Origin of the sequence: Pseudozobellia thermophila, from assembly GCF_900141855.1 — a bacterium.
Lineage (GTDB): Bacteria > Bacteroidota > Bacteroidia > Flavobacteriales > Flavobacteriaceae > Pseudozobellia > Pseudozobellia thermophila.
The window spans coordinates 367,810-383,552 of sequence record NZ_FQYU01000002.1; the positions used below are offsets into that span (position 1 = coordinate 367,810).

The window sequence follows — 15,743 nt, forward strand, 5'->3', positions numbered from 1 at the left end:
CCAGAAACATGTTCTACCGATTTTTTTCGCACAGGTTCCTCCCCTATTGGGTCGCCATATCGGCCACCTTATCCATACTCTGCATTCACATGCTCCCGGCGGTAGACAGTATGTTGAATGAAAACAACGTAAAAATATCCCATGTTTTTCTTCAATCCCAAATCGACTACCACAAAGAACTCCCGCCTTTCGCCCGGCGCCCCTTCACGACCCTATTGATTGACGGTGCCACAAAAAACCTGGGCATAAGGGCCGGCCATTCCTTTATCTTGATCAACTTTCTATTGATGTTCGCATCGGGAATTCTCCTTTACCTGCTTTCAATACAGCTCAAAGCCTCAAGAAAAACGGCCTTGGCCAATATGCTCCTTTATTTTTCGTCCTTTTCCATCCTCTTTGCCTTTTTCCCACCCGTCTTTTCCTATGACGAACCTTTGCAGTACTGTTTGATATTTGCCTCGCTGACCCTGTTCTTCAAGCAACGTTGGAAATGGTTCGCGATCCTCTTCACCCTTTCGGCCATTACAAGGGAAACCAGCCTTATCTTGCTGCCCGCCTTGGCCTATTTGGCCTTCAATGACCAGGTTTTCAACAATGGGGAACCGGGAAGAAAAAAGGCAAAAAAACTGGCTTACCTACTGGTACCGGTATTGGCCTACCTCGTTTATCTCGGTATTTTTCTATGGACGAACAAGCTGGTAGGACATGCCCAGAACGAAATGGCGAGCAGGTATTCGTGCTTTCTCGAAAATTTTGAAAACCGAAAAAACACCATAGAATCGATTACCTCCTTATATGCGGTACTTGCCCTCCCTGTCTATCTGACTCTTTTTCACTATAAGGAAAAGGGGGCAAAGAAGAGGGACAAAGACTTCATCAAGGCCTTTTGGATAACCGCCATGATCAACACCCCGATTGTCATTTTAACGGCATTTGCACGGGAATCGCGGCTTTTTGCACTTCCGCTGCTGCTGCTCTGGCCCGTTTTCTTCCAGTTGTTCGCAAACGACCTGACCCCCTTGTTTTCCAAAAACTCCCTACGAAATTGGATAAAAAGCAAGACCTCCCTGTTGGTCTTCGCGGGCCTGACCTTGGGCAATTTCCTTTTCTGCTTTAAACTCTATGCCGACCTAGGCCTGGGGGCCAACAATTTCTACCAAGAATACCTCTTTGTCCTCAACCTCGTCCTTAGCTATCACGTATCGTACGTACTCCCAAAACGGAAGGCCCCGGAAAAGTGAATTGGTCCGCGGGCCCATTACAGGAAAGCCTATTGCAACATCCCCAAAAACTCGTCCTCTGAAATAATGGGTACCGAAAGCGCTTCGGCCTTGGCCCGTTTACTGGGGCCCATCTTATCACCGGCGACCAAATACGACGTTTTTGACGAAATGCTCGACCCCACCTTTCCCCCGTTGTTTTCGATCAGCTTTTTGAGTTCTGCCCTACCCACCTTTTCAAAAACGCCCGATACAACGATGGTCAAGCCCTTAAGCCGTTCCGACTGGTTTTCCAGTTGCTCTTCGGAAAGACTGAATTGTACCCCGTAAGTTTTTAACCGGGCTATTATTTCACGATTGGTTTCATCACCGAAAAACTCGACGACGGAATGGGCGATACGCTGTCCGATCTCATCGATGCCCATTAGGTCTTCTTCCGAAGCGGCCATCAAGGCATCAATATTCTTGTAGGCCCTGGCCAGTTTTTTTGCGACCGTTTCGCCAACATAACGGATTCCCAAGGCGAAAAGCACCCGTTCAAAAGGAATGCCCAACGAAGCCTGCACCCCCTTTACCAAGTTCTCGGCCGACTTTTCGGCCATGCGTTCCAAGGGCAGCAACTGCTCTTTGGTCAGGGTATACAGGTCGGCATAATTGGTTATGAGTCCCTCTTTATACAACTGTTCGACGGTCTCACTTCCCAATCCTTCGATATCCATGGCCTTTCTCGAAATATAATGTTGGATACGGCCGGTAATTTGGGGCGGACACCCGTAATAGTTGGTACAAAAATGCTTGGCATCGCCTTCGGCCCGCACGAGTGGTGTTCCGCATTCGGGGCATGTATCTATATATTGGGTGGGCTTGGAATCCTTGGGACGTTTGGAGAAATCGACCCCTACGATTTTCGGGATAATTTCGCCCCCCTTCTCGACAAAGACCGTATCCCCTTCCCGAATATCGAACTTGGCGATCTGATCGGCATTGTGCAACGAAGCCCTTTTAACCGTAGTACCCGCCAAAAGGACCGGCTCCAAATTGGCAACCGGGGTTATAGAACCCGTCCTACCCACCTGATAGGTAATCTCGTTAAGCACGGTTGCCACCTGTTCCGCCTTGAACTTATAGGCCATGGCCCATCTTGGGGACTTGGAGGTAAACCCCAGTTCTTCCTGCTGCTGCAGGCTATTGACCTTTACCACTACCCCATCGGTTTCGTAAGGCAGGTTGTGCCTATGGGTATCCCAGTAGTTGATATAGGCCAAAACTTCATCCGTAGACTGGCACAACTTGGCCTCCGTAGGCACCTTAAAGCCCCACGACCTCGCTTTTTCGAGCATTTCCCACTGCGAACTTATTCCCGTATCCCGACCGACGATACCGTACAACAGGCAATCTAGCGGGCGTTTTGCGACCAAAGCACTGTCTTGCAACTTCAAACTTCCCGAGGCCGTGTTCCTTGGGTTCATATAGGGCTCTTCCCCGATTTCCATCCGTTCGGCGTTCATTTGGGCAAAGCCTTCGAACGGAAGCACGATTTCGCCGCGAACATCGAAGCGTTCCGGAAAATCGCCCTTTAACCGTAGGGGTACCGATTTGATCGTTTTTACATTGGTCGTAACATCATCGCCCTGAAAACCATCGCCCCGGGTAACGGCGCGGACCAACCTTCCCCCTTCATAGGTTAGGCTTATGGAGGCCCCGTCGTATTTGAGCTCGCATGTAAACTCTACTTTTTCATTGCCGAGAATACGCTGAATGCGCTTTTCCCAATCTTCGAGATCCTCCTTTGAATACGAGTTGTCGAGCGAATACATACGTTCGTTATGTACCACCGTATCGAAGTTTTTGGTTACCGAACCGCCTACCCTTAAGGTTGGCGACGAGGGGTCGTACATCTCGGGGTGCTTGGCCTCAAGCTCCTGTAACCGCTTTAATTTCTGATCGAAATCGTAATCGGAAATCGTAGGGTTGTCCAAAACGTAATAATTGTAATTGTGTTCGCGCAGTTCTTGGCGAAGTGCCTCTATTTGTTCTTTTTCGGTCATTAGCTCTTATTAAATCGGGGTATGGCCAAATGGTTCCATACACATACAAACATCTACAGTCTTAAAAACACGCCCGAATCATGCGATCGTTTTCAAACATGTCTTTTCGCAGCTCAATTTCTGAAAAATTATGCTCTTTGAGAAGTTCTTGGGTCTCCTTTCCCAAATATTGGTTGATCTCTAGGTACAGCCTGCCCTCTTTTTTCAGTCCGCCTTTCGAAAACCGGGCTATGGCGCGATAAAAGAGCAAAGGATCCCCATCACTGACGAAAAGGGCCATATCGGGTTCGTTGTCCAGCACATTGGCATGCATTTCCGCTTTCTCCTTCTCCCTGACGTAGGGTGGGTTCGACACGATAACATCAAAGGCATCGGGTAGCTCGGGCCCTTTCAAAATGTCGACTTCGAGAAATTGGATATCAACGGCGTTCCTTACGGCATTTTTCCGCGCCACCTCCAGGGCCAACCCCGAAACATCGAGGGCATGTACCTCGGCCTTCGGCAGGTTTTTCGCCAAGGCAACGGCTATGCATCCGCTTCCGGTACCGATATCCAAGATTTTAAGTTCCCCGACGCCCCCTTTGCCCCTACCGTCATTCACATCGTCCAAAATCCAGCGCACCAATTCCTCGGTTTCGGGCCTAGGGATCAACACCTTGTCGTTTACCAAAAACTCCAAGTCCATAAAATCGGCTTGCCCTATTACATACTGTATGGGCCGCCCCAAACGCAATTGGGACAAAGCCTCGAAAAGGGGTTGCTCCTCATCCTTCGAAACCGTTAAATTGGGTTGAAGGGCGAGCACAAAACGCTCCATGCCCAAATAATGCTCGATCAAGAGATAAAAAAAGCTGTTCACTTCCTCGGGCGGATAAAGGCTGCCCAATTCTTTATGAAATATATTTTTGATTTCCTTTAGCTGCATTGAAACGGTGCGGGTTGATGGTTTTGGAGGCTGGTCCCCAAGAAATAATATCCTATTTTTACGGCGTGAATATACACAGAAAATACATGCTTAGGTGCCTTCAGATCGCAAAGAACGGCTTGGGCACCACCGCCCCCAATCCGATGGTCGGATGCCTCATCGTGCACAATTCAAAAATCATCGGCGAAGGCTACACCAGTCCCTACGGCGGGCCCCACGCCGAGGTGAACGCCATAAATTCGGTGGCGGACAAGTCGCTGTTAAAGGACGCCACCCTTTACGTTACCCTCGAACCTTGCTCCCATTTTGGAAAAACCCCGCCCTGTGCCGACCTGATCGTCGCACACCAGGTCGGCAAGGTGGTCATCGGCCTGTTGGACCCCCATGTTAAGGTAGCGGGCAAGGGCATACAAAAGCTAAGGGACGCGGGCATATCGGTCGAATATGGAATCATGGAGGCCGAATGCCGCGAACACCACCGACGTTTTTTGTGCTTCCACGAAAAAGGGCGGCCGTACATCATCCTCAAATGGGCACAAACAACCGATGGTTTTATAGCGCCGGAACGGAACCTAAGGAAATCAAACCCCGAACCGTATTGGATCACCAACACGTATTCGAGGCAGTTGGTACACAAATGGCGAAGTGAAGAGCAGGCCATTTTGGTGGGCACCCATACGGTTACCGAAGACAACCCGAAATTGGATGTCAGGTCGTGGACAGGCAAAAACCCGTTGCGGGTCGTACTCGACAGGGAAATGCGATTAGATACGGGATACCACGTCATGGACGGAAAGACGCCCACATTGATGGTCTCCGACCCCAAACACCGGGGAAAGGGACCTAAAACGGTCACATATGCCTTTATCGATTTTTCAAAAAATGTGGTCGGTCAATTATGTGACGTCTTGCACGAACACAACATAACCAGTATTATCGTAGAGGGAGGGGCAAAAACCCTCCAAAGCTTTATCGCTACCGGCCTTTGGGACGAGGCACGTGTCTTTACGGGAACAACTTCCTTCAAAAAAGGCCTACGGGCCCCAACATTATCGGGCCGTTTGGTCCACACAAAACGGGTGGCAACCGACACTTTGAACATATACCGCAATGATTAAGAACATAATTTTCGATTTTGGAGACGTTTTCATCAATTTGGACAAGGAGATTATTTTTAGGGAAATGATCCAATTAGGGGCTAGCGAACACCTGGGACCGGAATTGATCGACCTGAACAACCGTTATGAGGTAGGGCAGATTTCTACCGAACATTTTATCTCAAGGCTGTCGGCGATCTACCCTTCGGCCAGCCCTACCCGAATCGTGGACATTTGGAACGGCATGTTGCTCGACTTCCCCGATGAACGATTGCACTTTATCGAAGATTTGGCCCGGCAACAAAGGTACCGTCTGTTTCTTTTGAGCAATACCAATGAACTCCACATCGAACATGTGCAAAAAATCATGGGCAAGGCTAAGTTCGACAGGTTTAAAAACGCTTTTGAAAAATTCTACCTTTCACACGAGATCAAACTGCGCAAGCCCTCCTCGGCCATCTACCAATTCGTACTTGAAGAGAACGGTCTGAAGGCCGAAGAGACCTTTTTTATCGACGATACCCAAGAAAACACCAGGGCGGCCGAAAAGCTCGGCATTCGATGCTGGAACCTTCGAGTTGGCAAAGACGACATCGTTCAACTAAAATCAAGACTTTAGATGCTCTACCTGTGCCTTAGCGTACTCGCCTCAAGTTTGATATTCGTGGTCTTTAAATTGTTCGATCGGTTTAAGGTCGAAACCCTGTACGCCATCGTCACCAATTATGTGGTAGCCTGCCTAGTGGGCCTTCTTTTTTATACGGGCGATGTGCCCTATAGCGAAATTGCCCGAAAACCTTGGTTTTGGGGCACGCTGGCCCTAGGCCTGTTGTTTATTGTGGTATTCAACCTTATAGCCGCTACGGCGCAACGCATTGGGGTAAGCGTGGCATCGGTGGCCACCAAGATGTCATTGGTCATTCCCGTCGTCTTCGGTATGGTCGTTTACGGTGAAGAATTGGGCATAGGCAAGCAAATAGGCATACTCTTGGCCTTGGCCGCAGTGTACTTTGCCTCCATAAAGGGAAAATCGATAAGGGTACGAAGACCGTCCCTTCTACTGCCCTTAGGCGTTTTTTTGGGCTCGGGAATTATCGACACCAGCATAAAGTACATACAGGAAGTCTATATCCACGAAAACGAATACCCCCTTTTTTCGGCAACCGTTTTTGGTGCCGCGGCGCTGACCGGCATTCTTTTTGCCATTGGTAAAAGCAGGCACACACCCTTAAGAATGGACGTAAGGAATATTTTGGGCGGGGTCGCCCTGGGCATCCCCAATTACTTTTCGATATACTTTCTCTTAAAGGCCCTCCAAAACGACACGCTCAACAGTGCTTCGATATTTACCATAAACAATGTGGCCATCGTTATGTTCTCTACCCTATTGGGCATCGTGCTCTTTAAGGAAGAGATCAGTGGAAAGAATTGGTTCGGAATCGGCCTCGCCGTCATAAGTATATTACTGGTCGCCCTTTTTTGATGGAAGAATGGAAGAAATGAACGACACATATCAAACTATTGCCGCCCCCTCACAGGAAGCGCTCTACAAAGACCGAAAGAGCAAGTTTTATGCATATGCCTATCCTATTGAATCGGAAGAAGAGGTAAAACCGATTATCGAGGAGTTAAGAAAAAAGCATTCGGGGGCCAACCACGTTTGCTATGCTTGGCAAATAGGGGTCGAATCGCCCACTTACCGGGCCAATGATGACGGGGAGCCCAACAATTCGGCAGGAATGCCCATTTACGGACAGCTTCAATCCTTCGGGGTTACCAACGTACTGATAGCGGTAGCCCGGATTTTCGGAGGGACCAAACTGGGCGTAGGGGGCCTGATATCTGCCTACAGGACGGCGGCCCAAATGGCCCTGGAGCAGTCGAAGATCGTAACCCGGACCGTAAAGACCCTGTTCAAGCTCAATTTTGAATACGCCCAAATGGACATTGTGATGCGCACCATCAAACAAAGGGACCTCGAAATTGTTTCCCAAAAGATGGAACTGGACTGCGAACTGATAATTGCCGTAAGGGCGAAACAGGCCAAGGAAACCGAGGAAATTTTTGAAGCCCTACATCAGGTAAGGTTAACGCCGATTTAAGTTCGCCCCGCCCCTTCGTCCCCTATTTTTTCCAAAATGTAATCGGGGCACTTTATGGGCCTTTTGGTCTTGCTATCGAGAAAGGCCAAGACCGTATTGGCCAAAACCAAAACCTCCTTTTTTTCGTTATAAATAGTGTAATCAAATTCGATCTTGACCCCAGGCTTTTTCTTTAGTTTGGTCTCAACGGTTATAAGGTCGTCATATACCGCAGATTTTTTAAAATGTATATTTAAGGATATAACTGGCAATATAATGCCGTTTTCTTCCATCTCTTTGTAGGAAATACCCAATGACCTTAACCATTCCACCCTTCCTATCTCCAAATATTGCGCATAATTGCCGTGGTAGACAACGCCCATTTGATCGGTTTCGCCGTATCTGACCCGGAAAGAAATTTTGTTAAAGTTCATTGAATTTCGTGTAAAAACTATATATTTAAATGATTTCAAGCTAGGCAATGAACATGCGAAAAAAAAAGGGCAAATTCAATAGACTTTCGATTTTTTTTTTAGCTTTTTTGTTCACATATTTGCCCCACTAAGAAAGTAGGTATCCCCTCATGCTTTCGCCCGACTTACGAAATCACTAACCGACAAAATAGATAAACTTTAAAATGGGTGTTACTGCTAATTCCGTATGGAAAAATTGTTTGGCTTTTATTCAAGATAATATCCAACCGCAGGCATTCAAAACATGGTTTGAGCCTATAAAGCCGATTAAGCTTTCGGAAAATGCTTTAAGCATCCAAGTTCCCAGTAAATTCTTTTACGAGTGGTTGGAGGAGCACTATGTGAAATTGCTCAAAGTGGCCCTTACAAAGGAGTTGGGGGAAACCGCCAAATTGGTCTATATCATCCGTATGGAGAACACATACGGCAACAAGGAACCCTTTACCGAAAAGATTCCGAGTTCGAACCGGGGCAATATGGGGCCACAGGAAATGGATGTGCCCATCAAGTCAAAAAACCCCGAACTAAAGAACCCCTTTGTCATACCGGGAATTCGAAACATCAAGATCGAGTCACAGTTAAACCCGAATTACAATTTCGATAATTTTCTGGAAGGCGATTCGAACCGTTTGGCCCGTTCGGCGGGTATGGCGGTCGCCAATAAGCCCGGAGGCACTTCCTTTAATCCGCTTTTGGTCTTTGGCGGTGTCGGTTTGGGAAAAACCCACTTGGCCCACGCCATTGGGGTAGAGATCAAGGACAAATATCCCGAACGCACCGTGCTCTATATTTCTGCCGAGAAATTTACACAGCAATACATAGAGTCGGTCAAAAAGAACACCCGAAACGATTTTATCCATTTCTATCAATTGATAGACGTTCTCATTATCGACGACGTTCAGTTCTTGTCGGGCAAATCAGGTACCCAAGATGTGTTTTTCCACATCTTCAACCACCTGCACCAAAACGGCAAACAGGTGATCTTGACTTCCGACAAGGCACCCGTTGACATGCAGGATATCGAACAGCGTTTGCTGTCTAGGTTCAAATGGGGCCTCTCGGCCGAACTTCAAAGTCCGGACTACGAAACCCGTGTATCCATTGTAAAGAACAAGTTGTACCGAGATGGGGTTGAAATGCCCGATGAAATCGTCGACTACGTTGCCAAGCACATAAAAACGAACATTCGCGAACTGGAGGGCGCCATTATCTCGTTGATCGCACAATCATCGTTCAACAAAAAGGAAGTTACCTTGGAGCTTGCACAGCAAGTTGTTGAAAAGTTCGTAAAAAACACCAAACGCGAAGTCTCCATAGATTATATTCAAAAAGTAGTTTCCGATTACTTCGAGATGGATGTGGCCACCTTACAATCCAAGACCCGTAAGCGCCATATCGTACAAGCAAGGCAATTGGCCATGTTCTTTGCCAAAAAGTTCACCAAGGCCTCTTTGGCCAGTATCGGTTCACAGATAGGCAAAAGGGACCATGCGACCGTTTTGCATGCCTGCAAAACGGTGGACAATCTTGCCGAGACCGACAAGCAGTTCAGAAAGTACATCGAAGACTTGACCAAAAAATTCACATGATTCCCGCATGAGAACCAAGGTTTTAATGGTATGCCTCGGCAATATATGCAGGTCGCCATTGGCAGAAGGCATCCTTCAAAACAAGGTCGATCCCGACAGGGTATTTGTCGATTCCGCCGGTACAGGGGGCTACCATATAGGCAACCCGCCCGACCCACGCTCCATTGCCGTCGCCAAAAAATACGGAATCCATATCGAAGACCAACGCTGTAGGCAGTTCGGGCCGGCCGATTTCAGTGAATTCGACCTCATTTACGCGATGGACCAAAGCAATTACAACAATATTATCGCCTTGGCCTCCTCGCAGGCCGAAATAGAAAAGGTAAAGCTTCTTCTCGACGAAGTCGATAGGTACGGCAGGGAAGTACCCGATCCCTATTGGAACGACAATGGTTTCGAAGAGGTGTTCGAAATGATCGATGCCGCTTGTGAGGCCATTGCCAAAAAGCTTTGAAAACAGGGCCCCAGAACATATGAAAAACAACGAACGCCAAACCGGAAGCCTATATCTAATTCCAACGACCTTGGGCAACACAGCTCCTTTGGAAGTACTGCCCATTTCGATTAAACAGGCCATAGAGGACATTGACCATTACATCGTCGAAAACGAAAAATCGGCGCGGCATTTTATCAAAAAAATCAGTCCGAGAAAATCGCAACCCGGTTTAACTATTTCGGTACTCAACAAATACACCGAACCCGAAGAGGTTCCCGTTATGCTTGAGCCTTGCTTGCAGGGCAATGACATCGCCATTCTTTCAGAGGCAGGCTGCCCCGGAATTGCGGACCCAGGTTCGGAAGTTGTTCGGCTGGCCCATGGAAAAAATATCCGTGTAATCCCCCTGGTCGGACCATCCTCCATCGTATTGGCCCTAATGGCCAGTGGCATGAACGGGCAGAGCTTTGCCTTCAACGGTTATTTGCCCATAGACAACGCCGAACGGAAAAGCTCCATTAAACGATTGGAAAAGCTTTCCAAAGAATATGGACAATCGCAATTGTTCATTGAAACCCCCTATAGAAACGACAAACTTTTTGCCGAGTTGCTCAAAACCCTACACCCCAACACACGGGTATGTATCGCTTGCGACTTAACCCTTCCCACAGAATACATCCTGACCAAAACCATAGCCGACTGGAAACGCACCAAAATAGAATCCCTTCATAAGCGTCCCGCCATCTTTATTATTCAGGGATAAGCATTATTTTTTTCTTCAATAGCTGAAAATCAGCATCTTGCCCCCCCCTGTAAAATTACAAGCATAGTCGCTTCAACAGGACACAAGTACATACTACTTACCCGGGCAATGTCGAAAAATCAAGCTATCAAAATGAAAAGAATCGTTTTATTAATTCTCATAGGGCAGTTCGTAGCTTGTCAAAGCCGACAAAAAGAGCTCAACCTTTCCCAAGGGCTTCACATCCCAAACGCAACCATAATATCTACGGAAGACGGCACCTACACCCCGTTCATCGGCCATGTAGTGGTAGAAAAGGACAAAATTCTTTACGTAGACGAAAAAGAACCCCGTATTACCGGCACCTTTGAGCGAATTGATGGCTCCGGAAAATTTGTGGTACCCGGCTTGATCGACAGTCATGTCCACATAACCGAGGTACAGGGAATGCTTCCACACCATATGGAAAAGTATCCCGAAATTACCGAAGAGTTTAACCGGCAAATGCCAAAAAGTTATTTATACCATGGGTTTACCACGCTCGTCAACCTTGGAGGCATCTCCCAAGAACAGATCGACGATTTCAATTCGCAACCCCTTAGGCCGGACCTATACCATACCGGACGTTCGGGGGCTTCGGTTGCCAATGGCTATCCCATGAATTTTGCACCTGAACACCATCGCTTTGAAGCGACCCCGAACTTCATTTATTTGGAAAGTGAAGCCGAGCGCATACCCCATAAATTCGAACCCGCCGACCACACTCCCATGGCCGTTGTGGGACGGATCAAGCGGTCAGGCGCCATAGCCGTAAAGTCGTATTACGAATCCGGTTTTAGGGGCATGCCCAAGTTACCTGTACCAACAAGGGAAATCATGGAAGAATTGCTCGAGGAGTCCCATGCCAACGGACTGGTTTTAACCGTTCACGGAAACTCACTTGAAGCACATTCCTTTTTGGCCGGTGTAGGGGTAGATGTCTTGGCGCACGGGTTATGGAATTGGGAAAGATACAAAGATGTACCAAAGGATTCGCTGCCCCTGGAAGTTAAGCAAACCTTGGACCTAATTATTCAAAAACAAATAGGTTACACCCCTACCCTCACCGTTATTGCCGGGGAAGAAGCCTTGGCCGATGATAGGTTCCTCAATCAGCCCGGGTTAAAAAAGGTAGTTCCCCAAAAGCTTCTCGACTGGTATCGAACGGAAGAAGGCCAATGGTTTGCCAACGAACTTTTTGGCGAATATGGGGTCGACCAAGTCCATACCATCTACGAAAACATTCAAGCCCACGCCATGCTTGCCCTAAAATACCTATCCGACAATAACGGACTCATTTTATTCGGAACGGACACCCCGTCATCGCCGACCTATGGAAACCAACCCGGCCATAACGGATATTGGGAGTTTAAATTGATGGAAGAAGCCGGTGTTCCCCTACACCAAATTCTTTCTTCGGCCACCATCAACAATGCAAAGGCATTTCATCTAGACGCCCAACTAGGCTCAATAACTACCGGCAAAAAGGCCAATTTAGTGCTGCTCTCCAAAAACCCCTTAAAAGAAATAGAGGCCTACAATACCATTGAACAGGTAATCGTTGGTGGTAAACGCATTGAAAGGAAGAAGCTGGAAATCAGCGAATAACCCCAAACAAATTGAGATAACACTGCATGATGAAGAGGATTGGAACCTACCGGGCCAACGAACAAATACTTGCATACTTATTCCCTACCCATACGAAAGGGCACGACGCCCAGAACACGCTTGGTAGGGTACACATAGCCTCACCTGAACGACAGAAAAAAAAACAAGCCCCAATAGTTCTATTGGGGCCCGTCCACTTTCATATGTACATTGTACCTTAACTAGACGTTTTTAAAACTTTAGGGTTTCGTTTCGGAACGATATCCGAAACATCGTAGCCCGAAAACTTGCGCATATACTGCGCAATACTCGTACCATAGCTGTCTGCCACATCGAGGGCACCCCAAGAGCGCAGGTATTTTTTGACATTTCCCGCTCCGGCCAAATGCGCCGCTGCGAGAATACCCGACTCGGTAACCACCGTACCGTTGATTGTCTTACCCGTAAAACGCGGAATATCCCTTCTAAGGATCCACTTGTTGCGGGCAATATTGGTATGAAAGGCCCTTTCTTGCAACACGGGGTCATTGAGAAAACGGGTCGCATTGTAGACGCCCATCAGCTGCAAGGTGCCAATACCAAATTGGTACTTGCCCAAATACCCCAAGGTATTTGTCGTAAAATAATTGCCCTGAGATTCCTTGAACGCCAGGGCCTCCTTAAAACCAATATAAGAGCTTCCTAAAAAAGGCGGAGCCATTAACATGGTTTTCGAAACGGTCTTGTTTTTGGGGAACAAAACCAAAGTAGGTTGATTCACTTTAAGGGTTTCAGGCACTTTAACCTTGACAGGTTTAAAGGCAAAACTCATTAAAATGCCGGTAATGATAAGGGGGCTTGTAAAAATTAGCCACTTTCTCATACACTGTTTTTCCTATGACTTACGGTAAAAAACACCTGCATAGATTTCACAAGCCGCAAATATACGCCCGATTTAGGCTTACTTTAAAAAAGCTTTGTTAAAAGATACCCGATTTAGTTAAGAAGTCATAAAGTTTGGACAAACTGCCTATCGATTGATTTTTTTGGCGTTTATCCACTGGATATACTGCACCTTATTCCTGTTGTGCTGCGCCAGGGTTTTGGCAAACTTATGATAGCCGAAATTCTCTACATCGGCCACAAAATAAAGATAGTCGTGTTCTTCGGGGTTGAGCACGGCGTCAATGGCCGATATATCGGGCATGGCTATCGGCCCGGGTGGCAGCCCGGCATACTTGTAGGTGTTATAGGGGGAATCTATCTCCAAATCCTTATAAAGCACCCTTTTAATCACCAAACTATAATCATTCGCCTTCTTTTTAAGCGCATAGATCACCGTGGGATCGGCCTGCAACAGCATCCCCCTCCTCAGGCGGTTGAGGTATAGTCCGGCTACCTTGGGCCGTTCATCGACCTTGGCGGTTTCCTTGTGCACCAAGGAAGCCAAGGTTATTACTTCAACGGGACTCAAACCGAGTGCCTTGGCCTTCCCTAAGCGTTCCCCGTTCCAAAAACGATCATACTCCTTGACCATACGATCCCTGAACCCCTCTCCCGAGGTATTCCAAAAAAATTCATAACTATTGGGAATATACATCGCCAACTTGGTTTCTTCGTCAAGTCCCATTTTCTTAAGAAAATCCCGGTCGTTAAATGCGTTCAGGAGCGAAACGCTATCGGCCTCGATTTGTTCCGCAATCCTTCCCGCCAGGTCGGCCAAAGTCTCTTGGTTGTTAAAGGAGACCTTTATGGGAATGTTGTTCGCCCTGAGCGAATTGATGATATCGTTGTTGTTCATGCCCTTCTTGATGGCATACTTCCCCCCTTTTATATTTGTCGTATACCCTTTACGCTTGGCCACTTGTTCGAAAGTCCCCAAGTTTTCGAGAAGGGGCTCGACCAATTGTTTAACCTCGTTGAAATCGGCGTCCGACGGTATGTAAACAAAGGCCTCGTCGTTATTGAAGGCCGTATTGGGGGCAAAGATGGCACGGTATACCATATAAGAGAATATTCCGCCCACCACCAGACCGGCCAATACGATAAACAGTAAAATTCTTTTGATATACATTACGTTTGGAGCTTTTGAAATAAGATTTCGTTTTTATAATTTCCTTCCGACAGGATCCAATCTTTCTTAATGCCGACTTGTTCGAATCCCAGTTTCTTGAACAGGTGGATACTTCTGAGGTTTTCTTCCAAGACATTGGCATAAACCTGCCTGAGGTCCAAGACCTTAAAGGCATAATCGAGGACCACTTGAACGGCCTCGCTACCGATTCCCTTATTGCGCCGTTCTTCGTCGAGCACCACAATTCCGAGTCCGGCCCGTCGATTTTTGGGATCGAACTCGAACAGGTCGACAAGTCCCAGGGCCGTACCATCTTGATCGCAAATACAGAGTCGAAGCTGTTTCACCTCATAAATATCCCTATGGGCGTTCTCCAAATATTGCTTTAAGAGGAACCTGGAATAGGGGGCGGTGGTACCGCTGATTTCCCAAACCTCGGGATTGTTCTCCAATTCGTAAAGGAAATCGAGATCATCGGGCTCGAGGGCCCTCAAGTTGATATGTTCGCCCCTTAAGGTCAGCATTCGATTTCGCCTTTAAAGACCTGTTCGGCCGGGCCGATAAGGTAAATGTCTCTGTAAACCCCGTCTTTCTTATTGAATTTCACCTTCAGCTGGCCTCCTTGTACCCGCAGCTTAACCTGGTTCGCCTTGATCCTTCCCTGGCTGTGCATGGCCAGGGCAACGGCGGTAACCCCGGTCCCACATGAAAGTGTTTCGTCTTCTACTCCCCTCTCATAGGTGCGTACCGCAAAGCAATCGTCGTCCAAGGGCTCCACAAAATTGACATTGCTCCCCCTTTTACCGTAAAGTCCATACCGTATCTTCCTTCCTTCATTATAGACATCAAAGTCTTCAATGCCCTTTACCAATTGCACATGGTGCGGGGAGCCCGTATTTAAAAAGGCATAGTTCGATTTCTCCCTGATTTCCGTCAGGTCTTGCATTTGCAGGCTCACCGTCCCGTCATCGTCAATAGTGGCCCTATGCCCACCATCGGCTGCATTGAACCGGGTGTCCTTATCGATAATACCCAGGAATTTGGCAAAGGCAACCGTACACCTGCCACCGTTGCCACAAAGGCTTCCCTCGTGGCCATCGGCATTGTAATAGACCATTCGAAAATCGGCCGCATCGTCATCCTCCAAAAGAATGAGTCCGTCCGCCCCAATGCCAAACCTACGATCGCACAGGTTGGCCACCAATTCGGTATTTTCCTTTGGAAAGGACAAGGAACGGTTATCGATCATAACGAAATCGTTGCCCGTACCCTGATATTTATAAAACTTAAGTTGCATAACAATAAAATCGAGCGACAAATATAAGGTTTTAAAGCTATCGCCCCCCTTTCGTGAAGCGCATCGCCATTATTGATTGTCCAATAATCTGATTAAGATTATTTTAGCAGTTAAAATGGCGTTAAAGCCATTATA

Annotated in this window: 16 protein-coding genes; 9 read left to right on the plus strand and 7 right to left on the minus strand. The window is 47.5% G+C overall.

All coding sequences use genetic code 11. The annotated features are described in order from the left end of the window. Positions 1–8: 8 nt before the first annotated feature. Positions 9–1,241 (plus strand): hypothetical protein, encoded by a 1,233-nt coding sequence (locus BUB37_RS07010; protein WP_072990885.1) that lies wholly within the window; start codon positions 9–11, stop codon positions 1,239–1,241. Between the two features lie 29 nt (positions 1,242–1,270). On the opposite strand, the gene ligA is transcribed toward BUB37_RS07010, so the two are convergent. Both ligA and prmC read right to left on the minus strand, forming a co-directional pair. Further along, on the minus strand, positions 1,271–3,268 hold the full coding sequence (gene ligA, locus BUB37_RS07015) for an NAD-dependent DNA ligase LigA (RefSeq protein WP_072990889.1): 1,998 nt from the start codon (positions 3,266–3,268) through the stop codon (positions 1,271–1,273). 61 nt (positions 3,269–3,329) lie between these two features. Continuing rightward, positions 3,330–4,193, minus strand: a complete 864-nt coding sequence (prmC, locus tag BUB37_RS07020) for a peptide chain release factor N(5)-glutamine methyltransferase (protein ID WP_072990893.1) — start codon at positions 4,191–4,193, stop codon at positions 3,330–3,332. Between the two features lie 65 nt (positions 4,194–4,258). Here prmC and ribD point away from each other — a divergent pair, with 65 nt between their 5' ends. The 4 genes from ribD to BUB37_RS07040 are packed head-to-tail and all read left to right on the plus strand — an operon-like array spanning position 4,259 to position 7,392. Next, the gene (gene ribD, locus BUB37_RS07025) at positions 4,259–5,311 is read left to right on the plus strand and encodes a bifunctional diaminohydroxyphosphoribosylaminopyrimidine deaminase/5-amino-6-(5-phosphoribosylamino)uracil reductase RibD (RefSeq protein ID WP_072992619.1); all 1,053 of its coding nucleotides are present in this window, start codon (positions 4,259–4,261) and stop codon (positions 5,309–5,311) included. Continuing rightward, complete coding sequence (locus BUB37_RS07030; protein WP_072990896.1) at positions 5,304–5,909, plus strand: HAD family hydrolase; 606 nt, start codon at positions 5,304–5,306, stop codon at positions 5,907–5,909. Before ribD ends, BUB37_RS07030 begins: the two co-directional genes overlap by 8 nt. Next, positions 5,910–6,773: a DMT family transporter gene (locus tag BUB37_RS07035; RefSeq protein ID WP_072990899.1), complete on the plus strand. Its 864-nt coding sequence runs from the start codon at positions 5,910–5,912 to the stop codon at positions 6,771–6,773. Between the two features lie 7 nt (positions 6,774–6,780). Continuing rightward, the gene (locus BUB37_RS07040) at positions 6,781–7,392 is read left to right on the plus strand and encodes an IMPACT family protein (RefSeq protein ID WP_072990902.1); all 612 of its coding nucleotides are present in this window, start codon (positions 6,781–6,783) and stop codon (positions 7,390–7,392) included. Here BUB37_RS07040 and BUB37_RS07045 read toward each other — a convergent pair. Continuing rightward, a complete protein-coding gene (locus tag BUB37_RS07045) occupies positions 7,389–7,805 on the minus strand; it encodes an acyl-CoA thioesterase (RefSeq protein ID WP_072990905.1) in 417 nt (138 codons plus the stop codon). The two genes, BUB37_RS07040 and BUB37_RS07045, sit on opposite strands and share 4 nt — an antisense overlap. 203 nt (positions 7,806–8,008) lie before the next feature. Between BUB37_RS07045 and dnaA the strand changes: the two genes are divergently transcribed. From dnaA to BUB37_RS07065, 4 genes are all read left to right on the plus strand, one after another. Further along, positions 8,009–9,433 (plus strand): chromosomal replication initiator protein DnaA, encoded by a 1,425-nt coding sequence (gene dnaA / locus BUB37_RS07050; RefSeq protein WP_072990909.1) that lies wholly within the window; start codon positions 8,009–8,011, stop codon positions 9,431–9,433. A 7-nt stretch (positions 9,434–9,440) separates the two neighbouring features. Next, positions 9,441–9,887 carry a low molecular weight protein-tyrosine-phosphatase gene (locus BUB37_RS07055; protein WP_072990912.1) on the plus strand — a complete coding sequence of 149 codons (447 nt, stop codon included), beginning with the start codon at positions 9,441–9,443 and terminating at the stop codon, positions 9,885–9,887. A gap of 19 nt (positions 9,888–9,906) precedes the next feature. Next, positions 9,907–10,632, plus strand: a complete 726-nt coding sequence (locus BUB37_RS07060) for an SAM-dependent methyltransferase (protein WP_072990915.1) — start codon at positions 9,907–9,909, stop codon at positions 10,630–10,632. Between the two features lie 132 nt (positions 10,633–10,764). After that, positions 10,765–12,258: an amidohydrolase family protein gene (locus tag BUB37_RS07065; RefSeq protein ID WP_170863129.1), complete on the plus strand. Its 1,494-nt coding sequence runs from the start codon at positions 10,765–10,767 to the stop codon at positions 12,256–12,258. A 217-nt stretch (positions 12,259–12,475) separates the two neighbouring features. Here BUB37_RS07065 and BUB37_RS07075 read toward each other — a convergent pair whose 3' ends face one another. The 4 genes from BUB37_RS07075 to dapF form a co-directional block, all read right to left on the minus strand. Continuing rightward, the gene (locus BUB37_RS07075) at positions 12,476–13,120 is read right to left on the minus strand and encodes a hypothetical protein (RefSeq protein WP_072990924.1); all 645 of its coding nucleotides are present in this window, start codon (positions 13,118–13,120) and stop codon (positions 12,476–12,478) included. Positions 13,121–13,267: 147 nt separating this feature from the next. Further along, positions 13,268–14,311, minus strand: coding sequence for an endolytic transglycosylase MltG (gene mltG / locus BUB37_RS07080; RefSeq protein WP_072990927.1), 1,044 nt, complete (start codon positions 14,309–14,311; stop codon positions 13,268–13,270). Continuing rightward, entirely contained in the window at positions 14,311–14,835 is a 525-nt protein-coding gene (locus BUB37_RS07085) for a GNAT family N-acetyltransferase (protein WP_072990930.1), read from the minus strand. Before BUB37_RS07085 ends, mltG begins: the two co-directional genes overlap by 1 nt. After that, positions 14,829–15,608 (minus strand): diaminopimelate epimerase, encoded by a 780-nt coding sequence (gene dapF, locus BUB37_RS07090; protein WP_072990933.1) that lies wholly within the window; start codon positions 15,606–15,608, stop codon positions 14,829–14,831. Before dapF ends, BUB37_RS07085 begins: the two co-directional genes overlap by 7 nt. Positions 15,609–15,743 lie beyond the last annotated feature (135 nt).

What these genes read in the sequence shown, in the direction of transcription:
- BUB37_RS07060 (WP_072990915.1), top strand. Translation starts at nt 9,907, where the DNA reads ATGAAAAACAACGAACGCCAAACCGGAAGCCTATATCTAATTCCAACG.
- BUB37_RS07065 (WP_170863129.1), top strand. Translation starts at nt 10,765, where the DNA reads ATGAAAAGAATCGTTTTATTAATTCTCATAGGGCAGTTCGTAGCTTGT.
- BUB37_RS07055 (WP_072990912.1), top strand. Translation starts at nt 9,441, where the DNA reads ATGAGAACCAAGGTTTTAATGGTATGCCTCGGCAATATATGCAGGTCG.
- BUB37_RS07010 (WP_072990885.1), top strand. Translation starts at nt 9, where the DNA reads ATGTTCTACCGATTTTTTTCGCACAGGTTCCTCCCCTATTGGGTCGCC.
- prmC (WP_072990893.1), bottom strand. Translation starts at nt 4,193, where the DNA reads ATGCAGCTAAAGGAAATCAAAAATATATTTCATAAAGAATTGGGCAGC.
- mltG (WP_072990927.1), bottom strand. Translation starts at nt 14,311, where the DNA reads ATGTATATCAAAAGAATTTTACTGTTTATCGTATTGGCCGGTCTGGTG.
- ligA (WP_072990889.1), bottom strand. Translation starts at nt 3,268, where the DNA reads ATGACCGAAAAAGAACAAATAGAGGCACTTCGCCAAGAACTGCGCGAA.
- BUB37_RS07040 (WP_072990902.1), top strand. Translation starts at nt 6,781, where the DNA reads ATGGAAGAAATGAACGACACATATCAAACTATTGCCGCCCCCTCACAG.
- BUB37_RS07075 (WP_072990924.1), bottom strand. Translation starts at nt 13,120, where the DNA reads ATGAGAAAGTGGCTAATTTTTACAAGCCCCCTTATCATTACCGGCATT.
- BUB37_RS07085 (WP_072990930.1), bottom strand. Translation starts at nt 14,835, where the DNA reads ATGCTGACCTTAAGGGGCGAACATATCAACTTGAGGGCCCTCGAGCCC.
- BUB37_RS07030 (WP_072990896.1), top strand. Translation starts at nt 5,304, where the DNA reads ATGATTAAGAACATAATTTTCGATTTTGGAGACGTTTTCATCAATTTG.
- BUB37_RS07035 (WP_072990899.1), top strand. Translation starts at nt 5,910, where the DNA reads ATGCTCTACCTGTGCCTTAGCGTACTCGCCTCAAGTTTGATATTCGTG.
- dnaA (WP_072990909.1), top strand. Translation starts at nt 8,009, where the DNA reads ATGGGTGTTACTGCTAATTCCGTATGGAAAAATTGTTTGGCTTTTATT.
- dapF (WP_072990933.1), bottom strand. Translation starts at nt 15,608, where the DNA reads ATGCAACTTAAGTTTTATAAATATCAGGGTACGGGCAACGATTTCGTT.
- BUB37_RS07045 (WP_072990905.1), bottom strand. Translation starts at nt 7,805, where the DNA reads ATGAACTTTAACAAAATTTCTTTCCGGGTCAGATACGGCGAAACCGAT.